Annotated in this window: 15 protein-coding genes; 12 read left to right on the top strand and 3 right to left on the bottom strand. The window is 64.4% G+C overall.

The features are described 5' to 3' along the window. Window positions 1–20: 20 nt before the first annotated feature. Window positions 21–5156: a malto-oligosyltrehalose synthase gene (treY, locus tag G6032_RS15590; protein ID WP_240901934.1), complete on the bottom strand. Its 5136-nt coding sequence runs from the start codon at window positions 5154–5156 to the stop codon at window positions 21–23. Then, the gene (gene treZ, locus G6032_RS02980; protein WP_165280653.1) at window positions 5156–7015 is read right to left on the bottom strand and encodes a malto-oligosyltrehalose trehalohydrolase; all 1860 of its coding nucleotides are present in this window, start codon (window positions 7013–7015) and stop codon (window positions 5156–5158) included. The genes treY and treZ overlap by 1 nt, the downstream gene beginning before the upstream one ends. A gap of 204 nt (window positions 7016–7219) precedes the next feature. Here treZ and G6032_RS02975 point away from each other — a divergent pair, with 204 nt between their 5' ends. From G6032_RS02975 to G6032_RS02950, 6 genes are all read left to right on the top strand, one after another. Continuing rightward, window positions 7220–7885, top strand: a complete 666-nt coding sequence (locus G6032_RS02975; RefSeq protein ID WP_165280652.1) for a response regulator transcription factor — start codon at window positions 7220–7222, stop codon at window positions 7883–7885. Between the two features lie 84 nt (window positions 7886–7969). Continuing rightward, the gene (nrfH, locus tag G6032_RS02970) at window positions 7970–8446 is read left to right on the top strand and encodes a cytochrome c nitrite reductase small subunit (protein ID WP_206211777.1); all 477 of its coding nucleotides are present in this window, start codon (window positions 7970–7972) and stop codon (window positions 8444–8446) included. Between the two features lie 33 nt (window positions 8447–8479). Further along, window positions 8480–10180, top strand: a complete 1701-nt coding sequence (locus tag G6032_RS02965; protein ID WP_206211776.1) for an ammonia-forming cytochrome c nitrite reductase subunit c552 — start codon at window positions 8480–8482, stop codon at window positions 10178–10180. 79 nt (window positions 10181–10259) lie between these two features. Continuing rightward, window positions 10260–11636, top strand: a complete 1377-nt coding sequence (gene dbpA / locus G6032_RS02960) for an ATP-dependent RNA helicase DbpA (protein ID WP_165280651.1) — start codon at window positions 10260–10262, stop codon at window positions 11634–11636. A 58-nt stretch (window positions 11637–11694) separates the two neighbouring features. Further along, entirely contained in the window at window positions 11695–13515 is a 1821-nt protein-coding gene (locus G6032_RS02955) for an SLC13 family permease (RefSeq protein WP_165280650.1), read from the top strand. Window positions 13516–13556: 41 nt separating this feature from the next. Then, window positions 13557–14288, top strand: coding sequence for a TMEM175 family protein (locus G6032_RS02950; RefSeq protein ID WP_165280649.1), 732 nt, complete (start codon window positions 13557–13559; stop codon window positions 14286–14288). Between the two features lie 29 nt (window positions 14289–14317). Here G6032_RS02950 and G6032_RS02945 read toward each other — a convergent pair whose 3' ends face one another. Beyond that, entirely contained in the window at window positions 14318–15790 is a 1473-nt protein-coding gene (locus tag G6032_RS02945) for an MFS transporter (protein ID WP_165280648.1), read from the bottom strand. A 155-nt stretch (window positions 15791–15945) separates the two neighbouring features. On the opposite strand from G6032_RS02945, the gene G6032_RS02940 reads away from it, so the two are divergent. From G6032_RS02940 to G6032_RS02915, 6 genes are all read left to right on the top strand, one after another. Next, complete coding sequence (locus tag G6032_RS02940) at window positions 15946–18132, top strand: glycoside hydrolase family 3 N-terminal domain-containing protein (protein ID WP_206211775.1); 2187 nt, start codon at window positions 15946–15948, stop codon at window positions 18130–18132. Between the two features lie 102 nt (window positions 18133–18234). Next, window positions 18235–19194, top strand: coding sequence for a glycosyl hydrolase family 17 protein (locus tag G6032_RS15880; protein ID WP_165280647.1), 960 nt, complete (start codon window positions 18235–18237; stop codon window positions 19192–19194). A gap of 6 nt (window positions 19195–19200) precedes the next feature. Beyond that, entirely contained in the window at window positions 19201–20094 is an 894-nt protein-coding gene (locus G6032_RS02930) for a LysR family transcriptional regulator (protein WP_165280646.1), read from the top strand. Window positions 20095–20225: 131 nt separating this feature from the next. Beyond that, window positions 20226–20426 (top strand): hypothetical protein, encoded by a 201-nt coding sequence (locus tag G6032_RS02925; RefSeq protein ID WP_165280645.1) that lies wholly within the window; start codon window positions 20226–20228, stop codon window positions 20424–20426. Between the two features lie 377 nt (window positions 20427–20803). Beyond that, window positions 20804–23383 (top strand): glycoside hydrolase family 16 protein, encoded by a 2580-nt coding sequence (locus tag G6032_RS02920; protein ID WP_165280644.1) that lies wholly within the window; start codon window positions 20804–20806, stop codon window positions 23381–23383. Between the two features lie 71 nt (window positions 23384–23454). Further along, window positions 23455–25847 (top strand): hypothetical protein (locus G6032_RS02915; protein ID WP_206211774.1); only part of this gene is annotated, 2393 nt, incomplete at its 3' end.

Here is a 25847-nt window from a genome sequence, read left to right as displayed (position 1 = left end):
GAATTCTTCAGCGACCGGCGTCAGTCGGCCAGTTTGCTCGTCGTCCAGAGGGCGACCGGAAAGCGCTCGAGGGCCTGTCCCGCCGGGAAGTCGGATCCGTCGAGGGCGAACGTGGCGCCGCCAAGGACGTCATGCAGCTTTTCTCCGGACAGCCAGCCCGGCAGATGCACACGGGTATCTTCCCAGGCGTCACGACCCAGCGGAAAACCTGACGTGCCGGTGGGCAGGTGTGCAGCCAGGCGCGGCACGATACTCACAGCGACGACATCATCCCGGCGTCGGCAGAACGCGCAAAGCCGCCCGGCCTGCGCCCCGCTGGTCTCGAGTGCGATGTAATCACCCTCCCGGAACAGCGCCGGGTGGCGGCGGCGCAACGTTAGCAGCCGCCAGACCAGGTACAGCTTGCTGCGACCCTCGTGGTCGTCCTTCAGCAGCGCTTCCAGATCCCCCGCTGACAGCGGTCCGCCGCCCTGGCGCGACCGCAGCGCATCCAGGGCCGCACGCCTGCGGGCGAAATCGACCGGCCGGCGATTATCGGGATCCACGAGGAGGAACTGCCAGAGTTCGTCGCCCTGGTAGAGATCCGGGACCCCCGGGCTGGTGAGTTCCAGCAGCAGGTACGCCAGGCTGTTGAGTCGCCCCGCCTGCGCAATGATCTGCTGGAACGGCAGGAAAGTCTCCAGGAACTCGTTGCCCGGCTCGAGAATGCTGGCGATGAAGCACTCCATGGCGACTTCATAGTCGGTATCGGGGCGGGTCCACGAGGTGCGCTGTTTGGCTTCCCGCAACGCCTTGACCATGTAGGCCTGAATGCGCCGGACAAAGTCATTCTTCGCGGTTTCATCCAGCGGGCCGTTCGGCCAGGCGCCGATCAGTGCCTGGTAAAGGAGGTACTCGTCGTTCGCGACAGGCGCGGGTCCGGCGTCGAGGAGCTGGCGGTAGCGGGCATTCGCGCGCATCCATCGTTCCACGAGGTCGGTCCAGTCGCCGGGATGCTCGGACAACGCGTGGATTCGCATGCCGGCATCCAGCGAGCGTTTGGCGTCATGGGTCGAGCCGGCCAGCAGCGAATGCGGCCAGTGGCGCCAGCGGGCTTCGTTGTCCCGATGAAACTCACGGGGGGAGTGGCCGAACTCGGCCGGATCTCCGCCGACCTCGTTGAGCGAGACCAGCCGGTTGAAGCGATAGAAAGCGGTGTCCTCGACGCCCTTGGCCGCGACCGGACTGGTGAATTGCTGGAACTTCATCGCGAAAGCCAGGATCCGGGCACGATAGTTTTCCTCGCGTCCCGCGGCCTGCCGGGTCAGCAGGACGTCACGGAGAAAACCGTAGATCGTGTCATCCGCGACCTTCGCAGAGCGCCGTGCCCCCTCGATCGCCGCCTCGATTCGCGCCTCGTCCGAGGCGGATGGACCGTCGACGTCGATGTAGGTCCGGTAGACCGGGAAACAGGCCACGGTGTTCTCGATGGCCTGGCGCAGGCCAGAGCGCGTGAAATCACGCGTATGGGTGTCCATCTCGGCGATCCGGGCCAGCTCGGTCGCCAGCACGGCGAGCTCACTCGCCAGCGCTTCCTCCATGATCTGCCTGCGAGCGGACTGCACCGTGGCGGCAAAGGGTTCCGCTCCCGTGAACCCGTGGTAGGCCTCGTTCATGGCCTCCGCGCTGGCGGGATCGACGAACAGACCACCGGCGCTGCGGACGAATTCGTAGCCGGTGGTGCCATGGACCGGCCAGTGCTCGGGCAATGACTCGTCCGCGGCGAGGATCTTCTCGACGACCACGTAGCGAGGATGGGCGGCGTGGCCGGCACGGGATTCATTCACGTCGCGTTTGGCGATCGCTGCTGCCGTATCCTGCAGGCGATCGAAATAGCCCGCCGGATCGTACAGGCCGTCGGGATGATCGACCCGGAGGCCCTGTACGCTTCCGGCGGCAAGCAGTTCGAATACCCGCCGGTGGGTCGCATCGAAAACCTCACGTCGCTCCATAGAAAGTGCGGCTAATTCATTGATATCGAAGAAGCGGCGATAATTGATTTCATCGGCGGCTACCCGCCAGTAGGCCAGGCGCCAGCCCTGCTTCTCGAGCAGCCCGTGCAGAAGCGCCGGATTCCCGCCCCGCTGGCCGGTACCGTTGAAGTCCGCGAGCACGTCCTGCAGGTATCGCGCCACGTCCACGTCCTGGGCGTGCAGGGCAGCCAGGCGGCGCTTGTGGATGAGCGTATCGCGACTGCGCTCCTCGATGGCGTCGGGGCTGTCGTCGTCTCGCGGCGGCAGGTTGGCGAAGGCCGTGAGCAGGCTGTCGAATTCGCCGACACTGGCGTGGCCGGCGCCGAGGCGGGCGGCCAGGTCGTCGCGGCGATGGGCGAATACGAGGGGATACTCGGCGGGGTCGAGGGGGAAGCGGTGCTCGAAGTACTCAGCCGACAAGGCGCCGGAATCCTGGTCGAACGCGATCTGCAGTTCGCCACGATCGAGGATGTTGCCGTAATGATCCCCCAGCACAGGGAGCAGCACCTTGCCACGCAGTTCGTCCTTGATCGGCTTCCAGTCGATGTCGAAGAACCTCGCATATCGCGAGGCCCGGCCGTGTTCGAGCACATCGAGCCACCAGGGGTTGTCCCGGCCCATGACGCCCATGTGGTTGGGCACGATATCCATGAGCAGCCCGAGGCCGTGCGCGTGCAATGCCTCGGTAAATCGCGCGAAGGCAGGTTCGCCGCCGAGCTCATCGTTGATGACGTCGTGGGCCACGATGTCGTAGCCGTGTGGGCTGCCAGGGCGGGCCTTCAGCAGGGGCGAGGTGTAGCAGTGGCTGATGCCGAGCGCTGCGAGGTAGGGAACGAGTGCGGCGGCGTCGTCCAGCGTGAAATCCCGGTTGAGTTGCAGGCGGTAGGTGGCGCGGGGAATCTCTGCGCGCGCCGGCAGTGCACCGGTGGATACCGGCAGGGGTGTCGGGCTCACCGCGGACCCGCGGGTGTCCCGAACGGCAGCCAGCGTCGCCGCGAATCCGGGTTGTTCCAGCCAGGCCTCGATGTCCAGCGTGAGCCGGTGCCGCCAGTTCGGATGCCGGTCGCCGGCGCCGGGGAGGTTCGTCTGGAGCGTTTCCCCCAGCAGGTCTTCAGGCCGGAGCAGCATGAGTTTCGCAGGGGTTCTCGCCAGGTAGACGTGGATCGCCTCGCAAAGCGCGGCATCCAGTTCCGGGGCGGGCCCCGCTTCGCCGTCATGCTCGCCGGGTCGCAACCCTTCGCGTTCCAGGGCCAGGCGCAGGCGGGCCCGGTCCTGCGCGCGCCCCACGACTTGTGATTCGTAGCTCGATGCATCGGGGAAGAGGTCGAGCCGGCGGCGCCATTCGAGATCGGCGCCTTCCCAGAAGCCGCGCAAGGTGGGCAGGTCGTGAGTGCCGATGCTGACCAGCGACCGGGCAGGGTACGCCCCGGGGTCGAGAAATGCGCCGTCTTCCTGCTTCTCGAAATACATCACGCGGCAGGAGAAAATGCCGGCCGGCGGCAGCGCTTCCTCGATAGCCTCGGGGACGGTGCCCAGGTCCTCGCCGACGACCATGCAGCGATTGCGACGGCTCTCGAGCGCCACGATGCCGAGCATTTCGTCCATGTGAAAATGGACATAGGCGCCGTCTTCGGGTCCGCCGTCCGGCGGCAACCAGAACAGGCGGCACAGGCCCATGACGTGGTCGATCCGCAAGGCCCCCGCCGCCTGCATGTTCTGTCGCAGTGTTTCGATGAAGGGGGCGTAGCCCGCCGCGCGCAAGCGGTGCGGGATCCAGGGCGCGAGACCCCAGTCCTGGCCCTGCAGGTTGAAGTCGTCCGGCGGTGCGCCGATTCGCGCTTCGAACGCATAGTGTTCCTGGTTGGCCCATGCTTCGGCGCCGCCGGGATCGATGCTCACGGCGAGGTCCTGGTAGATGCCTACCTCGAGGCCCAGTTCCAGCGCGCGCCGTCCGGCCGCGTCGAGCTGCAGCGCCGCCTGCCACTGCAGGTACTCGTAAAACGTGACGCGCGGTTCCTGCGCCTGCTCGAATGTCGTGATCCCCTCGGCATCCGGACGCCGGAATGCAGCGGGCCAGTCGCGCCAGTCGCGCGCGTCCGGATGCTGTCGCTCCATGTGGTCCTGGAGCGCTTCGAACAGGGCGTGGCGATGCAGGCAGGGGTCGTGCCGGCGGCGGAATTCATGGAAACGCCGGGCGCGTGCCGTGTCGTTCGCGAGATGAACGCTGCGGAAGTGGCCGTAAAGCCGCTCCAGCATGTCCAGTTTCAGGCGCCCCACGGCCGCATAATCGACCAGTTCGCTGGCCCGCAATGCACGCAGCCGGGCCTGGAATGCCGGATCGGCAATCTCGGCGTCGATGCCCGCTTCGCTGCAATCCGGGACCGCTTCGACATCGATGTAGAAGATATTCAAAAACAGCCGGTTGGATGGGCTGTACGGGCTGCACCGGGTCGCGTGTCCGGGAAACAGCGCGTGCAGGGGATTGACGCCGACGATTCCCGCGCCTTCCCGTGCCGCCAGTTCGACCGCATGCGCCAGGTCGGTGAAGTCCCCCAGGCCCCAGTTGCGGCTGGAGCGCAACGCGAAGAGCTGCAGCGAGATCCCCCAGGCCCGGCGTTCCCCGCGCACGGCCTCGGGCTGGTAGCACTCGGCGGGCGCCACGATCAGCCGCATGCGGGCCTCGAGCCCGGCCGTGGAGACCTCCAGCTCGTGGTAACCGGGCTGGGGGACGCGGGGGAGTACCAGGCAGCGTTCCTCCCACGTTTCATCATCGACCTGGCAGGTGTCGCCGGGCGCCATTGTCGCCGGTACGAATTCGGCGCGCTCCCGCCGTCCCGACTCCTCATGCAGCGTCCAGCGCCAGCATTCTCCGTTGGCCCTGGCGGGGAGGCGCAGCATGATCTCGACGGTGCCTGCCCGGGCGCGCACGAGACTCACCGGAGGCAGCAGGCGACGCCATTCGTCGGCCTGTGCATCGGCCAGCGCCGTGCGGGTCTTCTCGTCTGTCGTCGCGTCTATGCCCATGCCGCGAAGCAGTTCACGCAGCGTCGTCTCGGGGACGACGTGTGTCGTCCCCGACTGGTCGGTGTAGGTGGGCGCGATACCAAACTGCCGGCCTAACGCCTGCAATGCGGCGGACGGCATCAGGTGTCGCTCTGGCCCAGGAAGAAGGCGACGCTCCACGCTGGCATTTCGCCGGCGGGCAGGGCCTGCTCGGCGGTTTCGGGTACCGCATGCAGCAGGCTTCCCGGTGCAGGCAAATCCTCCGCGGCGATGCGGTCGGCGCCGAGATTGGCCAGCAGCGTGAGCGTGCTGCCGTCTCCGAGTCGCCAACGAACGGTCAAACCGGTTTCGCCATGAGTCGCGTAGTGGCCGGTACCGCCGGACATGCCAGGAAGTCGCGGCACGATGTGCCGGTGTCGCAGGGCGAGGAGCTGCTGCACGAATGCCGTGTAGGCCGCGTGGTCGGTGTGATCAGCGGTGCTCCACTGCAGCACCGAACGCGCGAAGGTGGCCGGATCGTTGGGATCCGGAATCGTCGTCCTGGCAGAAGGTTCCGCAAAGCGCTTGAATCGGCTGAATTCCTTGCGCCGTCCTTCGGTGACGGCCTCGGCCAGGCTGCCGTCGAAGTTGCAGAAATACAGGAAGGGCGAATCGGCGCAGAACTCCTGCCCCATGAACAGCAACGGCGGGCAGGGAGACAGCAACAGGATCGCCGTCGCGGCCCGCAATGCGCCGGGGTCCGCGAGACCGTGAAGGCGGTCGCCGAAGGCCCGGTTGCCGACCTGGTCGTGGTTTTGCAGGAAATTGACGAAGGCGGTGGGTGGCAAGTGGCTGCTGGGCGTGCCGCGCGACGCGCCATGCCGGTGCGGGGATGGCTCACCCTGGTAGATGAACCCCTCCGCGAGGCTTCGTCCGACTCGCTGCACCGGGTGGTCGGCGTAGTCGCCGTAGTAACCGTCGGCCTCGCCGGTCAACAGCACGTGGAGCGCGTGATGAAAATCATCGTTCCACTGGGCGTCGTAACCGCCGACCGGCACAGGTGTCGGCGCCGTCGTCGGCTGCGGTGTCGCCGCGCCATGCTTCAGGTAGCGAGCCTCGTTGTCGTCGTTCTCCAGTACGAGATGGACATGCCTGTCCCGCCCGGGACCGGCGCGGACCCGTTCGGCGAGTTCATCGAGGATATGGCGCGGTGAGTCGTCCGCGATCGCATGCACCGCATCGAGACGCAGCCCGTCGAAGCGATATTCCTCGAGCCAGTAAAGGGCATTGTGAATATAGAACTCGCGCACGGGCGCGCTGTCGGGTCCGTCGAAATTGACCGCGGTACCCCAGGGCGTGCGATGTCGATCGGTGAAAAAGGCCGGCGCATAACGCGGCAGGTAATTGCCGTCCGGCCCGAAGTGGTTGTAGACCACGTCGAGGAATACCATCAGCGAGCGCGCATGGGCGGCGTCGATCAGCTGCTTGAGATCGTCCGGTCGCCCGTAGCAATGGGCGGGCGCGAAGAGGTCGACACCGTCGTATCCCCAGTTCCTGGTGCCCGGGAAAGCCGCGATCGGCATCAGTTCGATGGCTGTGATTCCCAGGTCCGCGAGGTGATCGAGTCGCGCCTGCACCCCGCGAAAGTCGCCCCGCAGGCTGAAGGCCCCGACGTGCAGCTCGTAGAGGACGGCTTCCTCCCAGGGTCGGCCCTGCCAGTCCCGCGTTTTCCAGGCGAAAGCCGTCGGATCGATGACTTCGCTCGGGCCATGCACGCCGGCGGGCTGATAGCGCGAGGCGGGGTCGGGGACATCAATCGTCCCGTCGATGCGGAAGCCATAGTGGAGGCCTGCTCCTGCGTCAGCCTGGGTGAGTTCGAACCAGCCGCCGGGCTTTGGCGTCATCCGGCTTTGCATGAGCGAGTCGTTGCCGTGCAACAGCAGTTCGACCTCGCGGGCACCGGGCGCCCAGAGCGTGAATCGCACCGCGCCGTCGGCCAGCAGTTCGGCGCCGAAAGGCATGGAATGGCGATGCTTCACCAGGCCGCCCGGTTCGTCGGTAATTCACTTGGCATATCGACTCGATTGATCCAGACGGGGACGAAGACGGCAATGCGATTTCGCAATGCGCCATGCCCCTGGCGGGCCGGCGGAATGCCCGGAATACGGTGCGCCTTGCCAGCCGGTTCTGCGGTGAACGTCGATTTTCTCTCCTAGTATCAGGGTATGAAGAATAGACCATCCCTGGCCGGCGCGAAGGTCCTGCTCGCGGACCGCCATGGCCTGGTGCGCGAGGGATTGCGCGCAATCCTGGCACGCGACGGCCGTATCGATGTGGTGGGGGAGGCGGCCAGCGGGCTCGACACCGTGCGGATGGCATCGGAGCAGGCGCCGGAGGTCGTGATCATGGACGTGGACATGAAAGATCTCGGCGGCGGGGAGATCGTCCGTCAGATCCACGCCCGGCACCGGGAGACGCGCATCATTGCCCTGTCGGTGGACACTCGCCTGGTCGCGGCCATGCTGCGCGCCGGCGCGGTTGCCTACCTTCTCAAGGAAAGCGCTTATACGGAACTGCGCCGTGCGGTGGATGCCGTGTGCCGCGGGGGCACTTACCTGTGCCCCAGGGCGGCCGCTGAGGCGGCCCGGGCGATTCGCGAATCGACGGACGGCCGGGCGCCGGCCGCCCGCCATCTCGGCGCCCGCGAGCGGGAAGTCCTGAGGCTGCTCGCGGAAGGGCTCAGCGCGCCGCAGATTGCAACGACCCTGCATATTGCGCCGACGACCGTCGAGACCCATCGCAGGAACATCATGCGCAAGCTCGACCTGCACAACGTCGTCGAACTCACGCGCTATGCGATCCGCGAAGGGCTGACGACCCTTGATCGATAAGCGGGACGCGCCCCGGCGCGCTGGCAGTTCAAGGCTGCTCTGCTACGTTTTGAATATGCGTTCGTGCTCTTGGGAGACAGCACATTGAGGTCTTCGACCGCCATGCGGGGCCGGAATCTTTTCGCCATGGCCGTGGCGATCGCGCTCGGCGTCCTGGGCGGACTTGGCGTGTTCACGCTGGGCTATGGCGACGGCCTGGCTTACCTGACGGAAGATCCGACCGCCTGCGCCAACTGCCACATCATGCAGGACCATTTCGACTCCTGGGTGAAATCGAGCCATCGCGACGTCGCAGGCTGCAACGACTGCCATCTGCCGCACGATTTCGTCGGCAAGTGGTTCACCAAAGCCGACAACGGTTTCTTTCATGCGCTGGCGTTTACCACCGGCAATTTCCATGAACCCATACAGATCAAGGCACGGAACCGGCGTGTCACGCAAAGAGCATGCCTTCATTGCCACAGCGACCTGGTTCACTGGATGTTGCCGGCCCAGCGGGGTGGGGAAATGCAATGGTGCGTGCATTGCCACACCGACGTGGGTCACCAGGGCCGGCGTTGAGGCCGATCCGAGTTTCTTGTTTCGAGGTTGATCATGATGAAAACACTGCTCACGAATCGCGGCCCGGCCCACAAGCGTGCCGGCCATGGCCAACGGGGGAATACCTTGCTGCTGGGGCTGGTGTTTCTCGTGGCGATCGCCGCCACGATCGTCGTGACCTATGTGCTGATCACGATGTTCGGCCACAAGCAGGATGCGCGTGAGCCTTTCGTGCGCGTGGTGGAGGTCGATGAAATCACGACCGATCCCGAGCCGTGGGGCCGGAACTGGCCGCGCCAGTTCGACGGCTGGAAGTCGGTCTCGGACGGAGAATTTTACGGCGGCAGCAGCGCGCTTCCGGAAAGCAAGCTGGAATCTCAGCCGTGGCTGAAGCGCCTGTACGCCGGGTACGCCTTCAGCATCGATTACCGTGAAGCGCGCGGCCACGCTTACATGCTTTACGACCAGGGCGTCACGGAGCGCATCACGCAAAAACCCCAGGCCGGCGCCTGCCTGCACTGCCATGCCTCGACCACGGTGCTCTACCGGCGTGTCGGGCTGCAGGCGATGGGCGAGGACGTCAGCACCGAGAAGCTGGCCGCCGAGTTCAACATGCCGGCCGTGATTCGCGGTTTCGAGGCACTGAGCAGGCAGCCTTACCGCGACGTGCTGGAGATGCTGTACGCCACTCCGGACGGCACGCCCGGCGAAAACGAGCCGGTGTTTCCCCATGCGCCGCCGGGCGGATTCACCGGCGAGTTTGCCGGCGAGGCCGTTCCCGAGGAGCACGTGTTGCTGGGCGAAGCGCACCCGGTGACCTGTATCGACTGCCACGATCCCGACACGATGTCTATTCGTATCACGCGGCCGGGCTTCATGCTGGGCATCGCGGCGCTCGCCGAAGGAGACGGCGAAGTGCCGCACCTGCCGAGCATCCAGCAATGGCGCGAGGGCAGCCGCAGTGCACCGTACAACCCGAACGAACTCGCCACGCGACAGGAGATGCGTTCCTTCGTCTGCGGCCAGTGCCACGTCGAGTACTACTGCGCGAACCGGGCCACGCTCACGTTTCCCTGGGGCAATGGCCTGCAGGTGGAGGATCTCGAAACCTTCTGGGACGAGTTCGAGTTTCCTGACGGCAGCGAGTTCTATGACTACGAGCACGGCGAGACGGGCGCGCCGATCTACAAGGCGCAGCACCCGGAATTCGAGTTGTGGAGCCAGGGGATTCATGCGCGCAGCGGCGTCGCATGCGCCGACTGCCACATGCCTTACGAGCGCGAGGGCGCGATGAAGGTGAGCAATCACCACGTGCAAAGCCCCATGGACAACGTCAACAACGCCTGCCAGAACTGTCACAACGTGCCCGAAGACGAGATCCGCGCGCGCGTCGAGACGATCCAGGAACGGACGGTGGCGATGACGGAGCGGGCCGGGCAGGCAATGACCGCGATGCTCGACGCGATCATGGAGGCCAAGGCCGCCGGCGCGACGGACGAGGAACTCGAACCGATCCTCGCCCTGCAGACCAAGGCGATGTGGCGGCTCGATTACATCAGCAGCGAGAACTCGAAGGGTTTTCATGCCGACCAGGAGGCCGCGCGAATCCTCGCGGAGTCCATGGACTACAGCCGCCAGGCCCAGGCAGCCGCATTGCGCTGGCGCGCCCCGCCGGCGCCGGATACGGATGAACTCCCGACCGAGGGGGTCAAGGGCGTGACGCCGACGGAGGAGGCGCCGATCAATCCCGAATGATGGGTTCGGTTCTCGATTCGCACGGCCGGGTCGAGATCCCGGTCGAGGTGAAGCGGTGGCGCTGTGCGATCATGCGTCGATGAAAGCATTTGCTGAACTGGGGCTTTCCGCTCCCCTGGCGCAGGCGCTGGCCGGGATCGGCTACGAAACCATGACGCCGGTGCAGGCCGCGGCGCTGCCCCCGATCCTGGCCGGTCGGGACACGATCGTGCAGGCGCGAACGGGCAGCGGCAAGACGGCGGCTTTTGCTCTCGGGCTCTTGAGCGTGCTCGATGTCGGCGTCGCCCGAATGCAGGGACTGGTGCTGTGTCCGACCCGCGAGCTGGCGGACCAGGTCAGCCGGGAGGTCCGGCGCCTGGCGCACGCCCTGCCCAATGTGAAAGTCCTGACCTTGTGCGGCGGCGTTCCGTTGCGCGCCCACCTGGCTTCGCTGGCGCACGAGCCGCATATTGCCGTGGGCACGCCGGGACGTCTTCTCGACTTGATGCAGCGCGGGGCGCTGCGGCCGGCCACTATCAAGACGCTCGTCCTGGATGAGGCGGATCGGATGCTCGACATGGGTTTCGCGGACGCTCTGCGCCAGGTCATGGGCCACTTGCCCTCCGCACGACAAACCCTGTTGTTCTCCGCGACGATTCCCGACGGAGTCAGGGATATCAGCCGCAAGCTGCAGCGTGATCCGGTGGCGGTGACCATCGTGGACGAAGCAGACGAAGTCCTCATCGAGCAGCGTTTCTTCGAGGTCGATCCGGTTGCCAAGCCGGTTGCCCTGGCAGCGTTGCTGCAGATGTACCGCCCGGAATCCGCCGTGGTGTTCTGTAACACCCGCGAGGCCGTGCGCGCCGTGGCCGCGTCGCTTTCGGCAGGAGGGTTCTCGGTGCTCGCTCTGCACGGCGAAATGGATCAACGCGCGCGCGAAGAGACTTTGCTGCGTTTTGCGAATCACAGCGCCAATATCCTCGTGGCCTCGGACGTGGCGGCTCGCGGCCTCGATATCGCCGGGCTCGCCATGGTCATCAATTTCGATATCGCGAATGACGCGGACACGCATCTGCACCGGATCGGTCGCACGGGGCGCGCGGGTCGGCGAGGGGTCGCCCTGACCTTGTGCGCGCCTTGGGAGGTGAGTCGCGCCAATGCGCTTGAAGATCGCTGTGGCTCGGCGCTGCAATGGTCCGTACCGCCTGTCTCTCGGGGGGAGGAGGCACCGTCGCCGGCGCGTTTCGTGACCCTCATGCTCGATGCGGGAAAGCAGGACAAGTTGCGGCCCGGCGATATCCTGGGGGCGCTCACCGGTGACGCCGGTGTGCCTGCTTCCGCGGTCGGCAAGATCGATGTATTTCCCAGTCGCAGTTACGTCGCGATCGACAGGGAGTGGCGTGATCGATCCCTGCAAAGAATGCAGCATGGCAAGATCAAGGGCCGGAAAGTCCGTATGCGCTCGCTGGGGTCTTGATTCGATGCGCTTCGAGACCAGGCAGTAGAATGACCGACGCACCGGGAGGGGAGGGCTCTTGACCGTCGAAATCGCACTGGTCTTCGTCATTATCGCGGCAGCCCTGTACCTTTTCGCCAGCGAAAAGCTGCCGCTCGATGTCACCGCGCTGCTGATCATGATCATCCTGATCGCGATCCCGAAGATTTTCCATTCGGAGTGGCTGCTGGAGCGCGGCGTCGACCTGGAGTCGGCGTTTCCGAGCGTCGGCGAGGGACTTTCCGGACTGTCCAGCACGGCGACCGTCACCGTGCTTGCCATGTTCATTCTTTCCGCGGGCATCCAGCGTTCCGGCCTGGTTCACGTCCTGGGCAAGCAGCTGTTCCCGCTGGTGGGAAATTCCGAGCTCCGCATGATGCTGATCATCGCGGCGCTGGTCGGCGGGGTTTCCGGGTTCATCAACAACACCGCCGCGGTGGCGGTCGCTATCCCGCTCGTGGTGGACATGGCCAGGCGGCTCAAGATGCAGGCCTCGAGGATGCTGATTCCCGTCAGTTTCTTCGGCATGCTCGGCGGGACGCTGACATTGATCGGCACCTCGACCAATATTCTCGCGTCAGCAATCCTGGCCGAGGACCCGAACTTCAACCGGCAGATCGGGATGTTCGAGTTCACGCACCTGGGCCTGATCGTGTTCGGCGTGGGGCTTTTGTATTTCGTCACCATCGGGCGCTGGCTGCTGCCAAAAAAAGACCGCGTGCGCCTGAGCAGCGAGGAGGACGAGCCGTTCATCATCGACCTCGGGGTCCCGGCGGACAGCCCGCTCATCGACGAGCCGCTGGACGACACCGAATTCATCGTCAAGTCCGGGGTCGAGGTCCTGAAGCTCATACGCGGCGACACGATTCACCTGAAACGCGCCAGCGAGATCAAGATCCGCGCGCAGGACGTGATCCAGGTGCGGGCCAACCTGCGCCAGGTGATGGACCTGATCAAGGCCGGGGAAGTCGAGGTGCTGTCCGAGTGGGACGAGACCCGGCCGGCCCGCAGCGACGGCCAGCTGGTGCGGGTATTGTTGCGCAACCGGCAGATCTTCAAGGGCCGCAGCGCACGCACCGTGAATTTCTGGGAACGTTACCAGGCGCGGCTGATCGGCCTGGAGACGGAGAAGATCAAGGGTCACAGGATGGCCGACGAACCGCTGTATGTCGGTGAGATCGCCCTGCTGCAGATCTCCCGTACCGCGCTGGAACGGCTCCGGCGACTGACGGACGTCGTCGTGATCGAGGAAAGCCACGACGAGTTCGACCGGAAACAGATGTGGCTCGCCGGCGGGATCATCACCGCGGTCGTGACAGGAGCGGTACTCACGCCATTGCCCATCGTCGTCACGGCGCTGCTCGGCGTGGTGGCGATGGTGGCGACCGGCTGCGTGAAGAAGGACGAGATGTACACCAGCGTGTCATGGGACGTGATTTTCCTGCTCGCAGGGATCATCCCGCTGGGCATTGCCATGACCAAGTCGGGCGCCGCCGACCTGCTCGGCGGTTTGCTGGCCTCCCAGGCCGGGGGCTGGCACCCGATCCTGCTGCTGATGGCGCTCTACGCGGTGACGACCGTATTGACCGAACTGGTGAGCAACAACGCCTCGGTGGTCATCCTCGTGCCGGTGGCGATTTCGCTCGGCCAGATCCTCGGCATCGATATCTTCGGGCTCACGCTGATCGTGATGTTCGCCGCGTCCACCAGCTTTCTCTCGCCCATCGGTTACCAGACGAACACCATGATTTTCGGCACCGGGCTCTACAAGTTCACCGATTTTGCCAAGGTCGGGGCGCCGCTCAACCTGTTGTTGATGGTCGTGACGAGCATCAGCGTCTGGTGGTTGTGGCTGACCTGAGGCGCGCCGGCCATGCCGAGATCGGGTAAGGAGATCACCAGATGAGCAGTGAAGTATTCGAGGTGGGAAAGGATGGCCATCCGCGACGCGGGCGGCACATGACGCGTCTCGAAACCTTTACCGATGCGGCGTTCGCATTTGCCGCTGCGATGCTGGCCATCTCCATCGACACGGTGCCGCAGAACTACCCGGAACTCATCGACGCCATCAAGGGCGCGCCGGCGTTCGTGGCGAGCTTTGCGGTCCTGCTGCTGTTCTGGCGGGCGCACCAGTCCTGGAGCGACCGCTACGGACTCGAAGACATGCCTTCCGTGCTGCTCACGGGAGGCCTGATCATCGTCCTCATGATCTACGTCTATCCGCTCAAGATCATGTTCGGAGCAGCGTTCTACGTGGTTTCCGGCGGCTGGCTGCCGTCCGGATTCCGCCTGGAAAACGCGTTCGAGTTCCGTGTTGTGGTGACCATCTACAGCACCGGCTTCGGGCTGATGTCAATGCTTGTCAGTGCGTTGTATCTATACGCCGCGAGCCAGAAGGAAAGACTGGGGATGGCGGCGCGGGAATTGTTCGATACCCGGGCTGAGAGCCTCGCATGGTTGATCGTCGCACTGGTGGCCGCGCTGTCCGTCATCCTGGCCTGGGTGCTGCCTACCGCATGGGTGCAATTGTCGGTCTGGCTATATTGCGGCCTCGCGTTGTTCGGCCCGCTGTTCAGTTGGGCGCAAAAAAAGGCATGGCAACGCCGCGAGGCGAGCGGGATCCTGCAAGACTGACCTTCTTTCCCCCGCGCGCGATAGCTGCCTCAGGCCGGTTGCGCAGCTGCATCGCCCGCCGTGCCGCGCCGCGATTCCAGGGCCGCGCGCACCTCGTAGGCCTTCTCCTCCGTGATCGAGAACGTGTAGATCGCCCAGATCGCGATACCGGAAGTAAGACAGGGAATGAAAGCATCGAACAGGCGCATCAGGTAGATCGTGCGCTCGGTCTGGGCGCCGCCCAGCTCGACGTCGAACCCGGTGGCATTCAGCAGGAAGCCGCCGCCGGCGAGGGCCGCGGCCATGCCCAGCTTTACCATCCACCAGAAGATCGAACCGTACATGCCTTCCCGGCGCTCGTAGGTTTCCAGCTCGTCGGCGTCGACGACGTCCGCGATCATGGATGGCATAAGGGTGAACAGTGCGCCGAGACCGAAGGCCATCAGTGGTGCGGGCACGACCACCAGCCATGGTATCTCCGGGTTGTAACAGAACCACTTCAGGGCATAGCCCACCATCGAGATACCGATGGCGAGGAAAAACGTCTTGCGCTTGCCGAGATGAGTGCCGATCCAGGTCACCAGCACGATGACGATGAAAGTCGAGACGGCCCCGATAGTACCGGCGAGGCCGGCGTACTTGGCGCCTGCGACGGTGTCGCCGCTGAAGACGTAATAGATGATGACGTAGAACTGGAATGACGCGATCAGCATGAAGCCATTGAAGACCAGGAACGTGGCCACGCACAGCTTGACGAAGGGCTTGAACTTGAGCGAGGTCGCGAAACCCTTGAGGAAACACTTCAGGTTGCGCATCAAGGCGACGGCGAGCGTCTCCTTCGGCGGTTCCACGTCCCCGCAGCTGTTGGCGATATCGGCCGCGAACCGTTCGCGCAGAAAGACTGCAGGCAGGATCCCCACAACGGCGGCGAACACGCCGATCACGATGGCGAGACCCGCGGCACCGTCGACCATGTTGTCGAACCATCGCTCGCTCTGCATGATCAGCAGGAACCAGGGAGCAATGACGTAGGCCAGCTGGGCGATGAAGTTCTGCGTGCCCATCAGGCGGGTCCGCTCGTGGTAGTCGGGGGTCAGCTCGTAGCCGAGCGCCACCCAGGGCGTCGCAAACATGGTGTATGCGAGGTAGAAAAGAATGGAGCCGGCGAGGAAATACCAGAAATAGAATACCTCGCTCTTGCCGGCCGGCAGCTGCCACAAAAGCGCAAAGAACAGGCCGGCAAGGATGGCGCCGCAAAAGATGTAGGGGCGACGCCGGCCCCAGCGCGAGCGCGTGTTGTCCGAGATGTAGCCCATCAGCGGGTCGGTGAAGGCGTCGGTGAGCCGGGGCAGGGCGGCAACCAGTCCGACCAGGGCCGGGTTCATGCCGAGCCCGAGGTTCAGCACGATGACCATGCCGCCGATGGCGGCCGCGAGGAGGTTGTTGACGAAGGCCCCGAGACCGTAGATCGTTTTTTGAACGAACGGGATCCGGTCTTCGGGAGCAGTCTGGTAGTGCGTCATTTTTTTTATCCCCTGGCTGCGATCCCCAAGTGGCAGCCGGACTCCTGCCGGATACTCTGCCAAATTGACAGCGCTGTCAAACGTTGCTACAAGTCCCTACTCCCGAACTGCAGCATCGAATGAAGTCTACCCGCCCAAAGCCTGCGAGTGAGGCCGTGCCGATCGAGGACCAAGTCGAGTCGTTGCTGCAACAGATGACCCTGGCCGAAAAGATCGGCCAGATGTGGCAGCGCAATGCGAGTGAAGGTCATCCCCCGGAGTACCTGGCGGAAGACCTGCGCGCCGGGCGGGTGGGCGCCGTGATCAACGTGGTCGACGTCAACACGGTCAACGAACTGCAGCGCATCGCTGTCGAGGAAAGTCGCCTGGGGATTCCGCTGCTGGTCGGACGCGACGTGATTCATGGCTTCCGTACCATCATGCCCCTGCCGCTGGGACTGGCCGCGACCTGGGATCCCGCGCTGGTCGGGGAGTGCGCGCGGGTGTCGGCCCGCGAGGCGGCCACCGCCGGGATCAACTGGACGTTTGCGCCGATGATCGATATCGCGCGTGATCCGCGCTGGGGACGCATCGCCGAGAGCTTCGGCGAGGACGTATTGCTTACCAGTCGACTCGCGGCAGCCATGGTGCATGGCTTCCAGGATGTCGACCTCGCGGCTCCCGGCGCGATCGCGGCGTGCGCCAAGCATTTTGCCGGCTATGGCGCGGTCGAGAGCGGGCGCGACTACGCCACCACGAGCATCCCGGAGATCGAACTGCGCAACGTCTATTTCCCGCCTTTCAAGGCCGCCGTGGACGCGGGCGTGGCCACCTTCATGCCGTCCTTCAGTGATCTCAACGGCGTGCCGGCCACGGGAAACGAGTTCCTGTTGCGCCAGGTGCTGCGCGACGAGTGGGATTTCGGGGGTGTCGTCGTGAGCGACTGGGACTCGGTGCGCCAACTGAGCATCCACGGCTTGACCGAGGACGATGCCGGATCCGCGCTGGCCGCGGCGCTGGCGGGCGTGGACATGGAGATGGAGGGGGATGCCTACCGCAAGCACCTGGCCGACCTGGTCGAGCGTGGACACGTTGGTATCGATCTCATCGATGACGCGGTCGCCCGGATCCTGCGCCTGAAGCTCCGGCTCGGCCTGTTCGACGCCCCTTACACGGACCCCGCCGCGTTGCCGCCGCTTCTCGACCGGCCGGCATTGGAGACGGCGCGGCGCGCTGCCTTGCAGAGCGTTGTCATGCTGGTCAACCGCGACGGCCTGTTGCCGTTGTCCGCACACAGCCTGAGTTCGATCGCCGTGATCGGCCCGCTGGCCGATGCGGCGCACGAGCAGATCGGCACCTGGACCTTCGACGGTCATGCGGCCGACGCCATTACGCCCCTGCAGGCGCTCCGGACGCTGCTTGGCGCCGGAGTCGAGTTGCGTCACGTGCCCGCCATGGCCCATTCGCGCAGCAGGGCCGGCCCGGAATTCGAGCATGCCGTCGCCGCTGCAAGTGAAACGGACGCGACTATTGTGTTCCTCGGCGAGGAGGCGATCCTCTCGGGCGAAGCGCATTCCCGGGCCGAGATCGGCCTGCCGGGCGACCAGGCTGAACTCGTGCGGCGTCTGCGGAGTACGGGCAAGCCGCTTGTGGCGGTGATCATGGCGGGCCGGCCGCTCACCCTGGCGGACATCGTGGATCAGGTCGACGCCCTGTTGTTTGCCTGGCATCCGGGCACGATGGGCGGTCCCGCGATCGCGGACCTGCTGTTCGGGCGCGAGTCGCCGTCCGGCAAGCTGCCCGTCACGTTTCCGCGCATGGTCGGCCAGGTGCCCATCTATTACAGCCAGAAAAACACCGGCAAGCCGCCGACGCCGGACCAGGTGGTGCATATCGATGCGATCGACCCGCACGCGCCCCAGACCTCGTTGGGCATGACCGCATTCCACCTGGATGCCGGGTACCTGCCGCTTTTTCCCTTCGGCTTCGGCCTGTCCTACGGCGAGTTCCATTACGCCGAAATTCGGGCCAGCGCGGACCGTATCCGGCTTGGCGAGACCCTGGAAATCAGTGTCCAGTTGAGCAACCGGGGGCCCGTCGCCGCCGAGGAGGTAGTGCAACTCTACGTCCGGGACCTGGTCGGCAGCGTGACCCGTCCGGTCCGGGAGTTGAAGGAATTCCGGCGCGTCCGGGTCGGGCCGGGCGAGGCGGTCAGGTTGAGTTTCGAGCTGCATACGGATCAGCTCGCCTTCTACGGGCGGTCGCTGCGATACGCGACGGAGCCCGGAGAGTTTCACGCCTGGATCGGCGGCAGTTCCGACGCCGGCCTGGGGATTACTTTTCGTGTGCTGGGAGCAAGTTGAGACATGAAACTTTGGCAGGGATTCGCGACCGGATTCGCGAGCGTGATTCTGGGTGCGTTGGCGCCCGTGATTGGGGATGCAAATGCAAGTGATGACGGACTCGTGAGTGAAGGAGAGTATTCCTACTTGCTGGCCGGGGAACCCATCGCGATCGCCTATTCGGGGTTTCGCGAGGGCCAGCATCCGGACCGCGGCGACGGCGCGGTGAACCCCTCGAGGGCCGAGATCCTGGAAGACCTGCAGATCCTCGTGGCGCACGATTTGCGCCTGATTCGCCTTTACGACACGGGCGAAAACGCGCGGGTGACCCTGGAACTGATCCGGGAACACGAGCTGCCGATCAAGGTGCTGCAAGGTATCTGGCTGAGCGCGGAGATCAGCAACCACGAAGGCTGCCCCTGGCTGGACGAGCCGATACCGGACGAGGAACTGGCAGCGAACGTGCTGGTCAACCAGGACGAGATCCTGCGCGGCATCGACCTGGCGCGGGAGTTCGCGGACATCGTCGTGTCCGTGAACGTCGGCAACGAGGCCCTGGTGAGCTGGAACGATCACATGGTGCCGGTGGAGCGGGTGATTGCCTACGTGCGCCAGGTGAAGGCGGCGATCGAACAGCCGGTGACCGTCGCCGACAACTACGAGTGGTGGGCCGAGGATGGGGCGGCCCTGGCGGCCGAAGTCGATTACCTCGGCGTGCACACCTACCCGGTCTGGGAAAACAAACCGATCGAGGAAGGTCTCTCCTATACCATCGAGAACATCGAGCGGGTGCGCAAGGCTTTGCCGGGCCATCCCATCGCCATCCTCGAGGCCGGCTGGGCGACCGTGGGGGAGGAGTTCCCCGAGCAGGCCAGCATCGCCAACCAGGTGCGCTACCTGCGTGAGCTGACCGAGTGGGCGCGTGCGGTGCAGATGACGGTATTCATTTTCGAAGCGTTCGATGAGCCGTGGAAGGGTGACCCGAACCGTCCGCTGGGGGCGGAGAAACACTGGGGCATGTTTTACGTCGACCGCACGCCCAAGTACCCGATCGACCAGGCGCTCGCGCCTGTGAAAAACTGAGCTTACATGCCGGTCAACCCGCGCTTCTCCTTGCGTGGCCTGCGTTCTTTCTGCGTGGCCGCGCGCTACGGCAGTTTTCGCACTGCAGCGGAGGAGCTGCACATCACGGCATCGGCCGTCAGCCACCAGATCAAGAACCTGGAGGAGACGATCGGTGAGCAACTGTTCGAGCGTAGCGGCCGGGAGTTGAAGTTATCCAGCGTGGGCGCCTTGCTCTACGAGGAAGTGACGCCGCTGATCGAGCAACTCGATGCAGTCGTGGCCCGATACAAGAAGGCTCCGGAGCGCAGTTCGATACGGATCTCGGTGCAGCCTTTTTTCGCCAGCGAATATTTCATCCCGCGGCTGCATGACTTCACGGCCGCCCACCCGACGATCGATATCAAGGTAGGCACCAGCGACGAGAGCGCGGAACGGCATCCTGCGGACGCGGACCTGTCCATCCGGCTGTTTCGCGCCCCCCCCGCCGATATTCGCTCGGACCTGCTGTTCCCGCTGACGATGGCGCCCGCCGGTTCGCCGGACTTCCAGCGCAAGCTCGTGGTGAAGGATGGAAAAGTCTGCAGCGACTTCCCCATCATCGTCCACGAGACCTACCCCAGCGCCTGGAAACAATGGTCCGAGGTTGCTGGCATCAAGCTGCCGGGGAACCAGAAGGTGACCCGCCTGGATTCCATGATCGCGGTGGTGCGGGCGGCACAGCGCGGCCTGGGCGCGGCCCTGGTCCCGGTGCCCATCGGCAACCTGTGGTTCGAGGAGGGCAGCGTGGTGCGCCTGTTCGAGCAAGAACTGGTGGCGAACGTGAGCTACTACCTCGTTGGGCCCGACAACCCTGGGGGCGACGGGCGGGTGGAGCTCTTCCGTTCGTGGATACTGGAAACCTTCGCCACGCTCCCCTGACTTTTTCTCATCCCAGCACTGAATTCTTTTCGTTTGTGGTCTCCGGGGCACTTGCATAGAGTGCACTCACGGGAACGATGCTGCTTAGCAGCACGAACAAGAGACCCGCAGCGAAAAGGAGAGAGAGTGCCATGTCAAAGACCCCTGGAAACAAGCGTGATGCATTCACGTTCAGCCTCGGCGGGCTGACGACCATCGCCTCGTTCTTCCCGGCGCCGGCCGTGGCCCACGACAGGATCCGCACGCCGCGCGGCGCGCGCACCCGGTCCGCTGCGGGGGAGAGTGCCGAGCCCCGGCCAAGGCTGGATAACGAGCAGGCCTCGACGGCTTAGCGTTCGACATTCAGGGCGGTTGCCTTGTTCCTTCCCCGTTGCCCTTGAATGGGAGGAAAGCGCGTGCCCGGGCAAAATTGACACCGCTGTCAATGTCTGATAATTCTTAGCCTCGAAAATAAAAATGTAACGACATCCTCGTGCTTCGAGGTCGTTTTCGGGGGAGTTATGAGATCTGCTAACGGCATTCCGCCGCGCGCCGCCCTGCCACCTGCGGCGCTGAAATTTCTGCACGGATCCTTTCGCGACGGACGCGCCTCGCGCCTGTCCCCTGTGAAGCCGCCGGTCTGTACGGCGCTGGATTCCGAGACGCTCAACAGCGTCAATCAGCACACCCGCCTCAAGCCTTCGGGCTTCCCGATTCTGAGGGTTACCCTATGACGCCCGGTCCGCGAGGATTGTCACGCTTTGTCGCATCCCTGGCCGCACTGGCAGCGCTGTCTGCCTGTACCGCGGAGGATCGCGACCAGCCCCTTGAGCAGGTCGACACGATCGATATCCCGGTGGCGGACACGACCACCCGGGTCAATATCAATATCGACGACCCGACGCTGGAAATACCGACCACCGTTCCAGTCGGCGACGGCGACCTGCTGACGCTCGTCTGGAGCGATGAATTCGACGGTGCCCAGCTCGATCCGGAGACCTGGTTCTTCGAGTCAGGCGATGGCGCGAATTTCGTCGGCGATGGCGGTATCGTCGGTCTGCCCTCCGGCTGGGGTAACAACGAGCTGCAGTGGTACCTGCCCGACAACGCGCAGCTCGAGGACGGTGTGCTGAAGATCACCGCGCGACGCGAGACCGTCGGCGATTTCGGCTACACGTCGGCACGCATCACCACCCGCGATCGGTTCGCGTTCAGATACGGCCGCATCGAGGCGAGCATCAAGCTGCCCTCCGGCCAGGGCCTGTGGCCGGCATTCTGGTTGCTGTCCCAGGACAGCCCGTACGGCAGCTGGGCGGCGACCGGAGAGATCGATGTCCTCGAAGCTGTGAACCTCGACGGCCAGCCTGGCCCCGGCGGGCTCGGCGGCGGCAACGATATCTTCGGCACCATCCACTTCGGCGGTGAGTTCCCCGCAAACCAGTCTTCGACGGTCGTCTACACTCCGTCGGAGGACGTGACGGGGGGCTTCAATACCTACGCCCTGGAATGGGACGAGTTCGAGATCCGCTGGTATTTCAACGGCATTTTGTATGGCGTGCAGAACTCCTGGGAGTCGGCTGCCGCCCCTTATCCCGCGCCCTTCGATCAGCCGTTCCACATTTTGCTGAACCTCGCGGTGGGCGGTAATCTGCCGGGCGCACCCAACGGATCGACGCCCTTCCCGGCGACGATGGAGGTGGACTGGGTCCGGGTCTATTCGGGCGAGGAGTCCGCCGGAGAACCGGCCGCCCCGGGGATCATTCCGGACGATGTCATCTATGCATCGAATCCCAACGAGACAGTGGACCTGGTGTTTGGCGTCGACTACACCGGCTTCGAGCCCTTTGGATCCGGCTCGACTTTCAACAACAATGTCACCTTCGATTCGAGCTTCAGCCCGGCGTTCGGTGTCACGACCGGTAGTGGTTACGGCGCCCAGGTCGGCCAGTACGCGATCGTCGGTTTCGCCGAGGGATTTGCGGCCGGCTATGAGAGGCTGGTCTTCAAGGCGAAGAATCTCAACAACGATCTGATCCGCGTGAATCTGCTGCCCGACGGCGACTACCTCGACATCGACCTCGCGGGATCCACCTATTCCACCTCGCTTGGTGACGGCTGGTACCAGGTCGTGGTTCCGATCGCCAACCTGACCGGCGCAGCGACAGCCACCGGTTTGCTGTTCGAGACGGACAATACCGCAGCTTCTCCATTCACCTTCCTGCTCACCGACTTCGGGTTCAGCGGAACCGCGGGCGGCGGCGGAGAGCACGGTGCGGGCACCGCGGGCGTCTTTACGGAGACGGCGACGGAGTCGACGGTTGCAGTAACGAGTATCACCAACAGCGCTGACTTTGGCGGCAACAACACGATTGCGGATCCGGCCAGCACGGCGATCCCGGCCTTCGAGGGCGACGTCGTCCTCTCGATCGACTATCAGGACAGCGGTTCCACTTTCGGTGGCGTGGTGTTGAACTTCGGCGGTGTCGACCTGACTGCCTACGACACGCTGAACTTCACGGTGGATACGTCTGGAATCTCTGGTTTCGCTGACCTGACGATCCAGATCGAGCCGCCTGGTGAAGGGGCGCCGGGTACCAATGTGGCACTGTCGGCTTACACGCCGGTGGCCACGTCGGGCAACTGGGCGACGTATGAAATTCCGCTGGCGGATTTCACTGCAACCGATTTTTCCGCTGCGGGCAACCTTGGATTCTGGAATCCGACCAACGGTACCGGCTTGGCCTTCGGCACGCTCTACGTGGACGACGTTTACTTCTCGACGGAAGCCAGCGGCGGTGGCGGTGGCGGCGGCGGCGGAACCGGTCTGGTGGTGAACAGTGGTTTCGACGATGGCTTCACCGGCTGGGAGACGTTTGACAACGGCGGCAGCGTGACGATTGCCGCGAACGGCGGTTCGGACGGCGGCCCGGCCGCCAACCTGAATGCGACGTCTCCGGGGAACCCGACGATCAAGCAGACCCTGATCGGTGCCGGCGTCATCGGACCGAACCAGACGTTCAGTGTCACGTTCGACTGGAGGGGCACGGCGGCCAACGGTGGCGTGATCACTTTCCAGGTCTTTTCCGAGCAGGCGAATGGCGGAGTGACGAAGACCGACCTGGTCCAGGGTGGCGACGCTTTCCCCGCGGACTGGACCACGGTTGGGCCACTGAATTTCACGAGCGCGGGCACTGCTGCGGAAGTCGCTGACGGACTGACGCTGGAGATATCGGCGATCTGTGGCGGTGTTGCAGGCTGCGTATCGGACCTGTTCATCGACAATATCAACGTCGAAATTGTCGGCCCGTGATGGATGCGCGCGAAACGCCGCACCGCGCCCTGGCGGACAAACCTGTCAATAACGTTACGCAGAGAATTCGTATGCACGCACTAGCTAACGTATGCCGGCTTCGCAAACTGGCGCTGATCGTTCCCGCCCTGGTCCTCGCGGGCTGCGGCGCGGGGGACGGTCCTGAGTCCATCGGCAATACACCGGCGACGCCGTTGCCTCCCACTGCGCCGGACTTCTGCGACCCGATCAATTTCGAGCTCGCATGTTCCGATCCGGAGATCGTCAACTTCAATGGTGGCGCCACCGTCATCGTGGACAATCCCGACCCAAGCGGGATCAACACCAGTGATCGTGTGGCGCGGATGCAGAAGTTTCCCGACGAGGTCTTCGGCGGGACGCTGTTGAACCTTGGCGAGCCCATCGATTTCGACGAGGGCGAGATCTATACGGTGAAGGTGTGGTCGCCGCGACCGGTCACCGTCTCCTTCAAGCTCGAGGAGCAGGGCAACCCCGCCGGCGGCCTGACCGTCGACGAGGACCACAGCGGCAGCGGCTCATGGGAAGAGCTCTGCTTCGACTTCACGGGACAGACGGTCCCCCCGCCTGTCCTCGCGCTGACGATCATCTTCGATAACGGCACCCTGGGACAGGCGGATACCAATCCGGACGACTGGACCTTCTACTACGACGACATCACGCAGGTAACGAGCTGTGAAGCTGCTGGCGGCGGCGCCATTGAGCCGGACGCGGCGCTGTACACGAGCGGTGGCACCCCCGACCTGGTCATACCCGATGATTACACTGAGCGTACGGCCTTCGCCTCCGGTTCGGTCATCGATCCGGACTACGCAGATGATGAGGTTTTCAGTCCCGCGCTGTCCGTCTTCAGCGGCACCGGCTCCGGCGCCAATGTCGCGCAAGTCGGCTTCATCGGCTTCCCGCAGGGCTTCCTGACCCGTTACGAGACCGTTGATTTCAAGGTCAAGGGAACGCCCGGCTTCGTCATATTCGTCAGGCTGTTCGACGACATTGACGCGCTGCGACTGAATCTGACCAGCAGCGCCTACGCCTCGGAACTCGGCGACGGCTGGTTCCAGGTCTCCATCCCGGTGGAAGATTTCGCCGGAGCGGACGAGGCGACCGGCATCGTCTTCGAGAGCGATGACTCTTCAGCGACGGAGTTCCGGATGCTGATGAACGACATCGGATTCAGCGGCACCGGCACCTACGTTCCCGCCGCTCCGGGCGTCTTGCCGGAGTTCTCCCTTTACGACCGCGCGGGAGCCCCGGACCTCTTGATCCCGGACGATTACGCCGAGATCACTGTATTCGGCTCCGGCGCGGTTATCGACGACGACTTCAGGGGCGACCTCGATTTCAGTCCGGTGCTCGCGGTCACGACCGGTTTCGGCTACGACATCTGGAACGCCCAGCTGGCGTACACCGGCTTCGCCCCGGGATTCGCGGCTCTTTACGAGACCCTTGACTTCAAAGCGAAGGGTCTCGACAACGACGTCATTCGGGTTCGATTCCTCGATGGCGGTGACTATCTTGATATCGTGCTCACTAGTTCCCCGTTCGCTACAGAGCTGGGCAACGGCTGGTACCAGGTGTCTGTACCGCTTACGAGCTTCACGGGCGTGGACCCCGCGACGGGTCTACTCTTCGAGACCGGCGCTGGCGCGTCAGAATCTTTCACGTTTCTGCTGACCGATATTGGGTTCAGCGGATTGCTCGGACCGGCGGACAGCGCGGACTCCATCATCCCCGAGAACGTGATCTTCGCGACCGACCCGGCCGTCGCGGTAGATTTCGAGTTCGGCGTGGACTACACCGGCTTCGAGGCGTTCGGTTCCGGCTCGGTCTTTAATTCGACTTTTGCGGACGATCCGAGTTTCAGTCCGGTGTTCGCAGTCACCAGCGGCGCAGGCTACGGAGCAAACGTCGGCCAGTTTGCGATCGTCGGCTTCGATGCCGGCTTTGCTGCGGGTTTCGCAGCCCTCGACTTCAAGGTCAAGGGCATGCCGGACGACGTGATCCGGGTCAGGTTCCTCGACAACGGCGGTTATGTGGATATCGACCTGACCATCTCAGAGTACTCGACGTTGCTCGGCAACGGCTGGTACCAGGTGTCGATACCCCTGACCCAGTTCACGGGTGTCGATACGGCGACGGCCCTGCTCTTCGAGAGCACCAACACGTCTCCGGATCAATTCACCTTCCTGCTGACCGACTTCGGATTCAGCGGCACCGCCGGCGGTGGTGGGGGCGGCGGCAGCGGCATCATCCCGGACAACGTCGTGTACGCGACGGACCCGGGCGTGACCGAGGACCTGGCCCCTGCTGGCGTGAACAACTTCGGTTCCGGGGCGGTCTTCGACTTCGACTTCGCTGGTGACGCGGACTTCAATCCTGCCATCCAGGTGACGAGCGGCGAGGGCTACGGTGCCGGTGTGCACGTCGGGTTCGTGGCATTCACGGG

The organism is Wenzhouxiangella sp. XN24 (assembly GCF_011064545.1).
Classification (GTDB): Bacteria; Pseudomonadota; Gammaproteobacteria; order Steroidobacterales; family XN24; genus XN24.
The sequence above is the reverse complement of the archived record's forward strand: the minus strand, read 5'-3'. Positions and strand labels throughout refer to the sequence as shown.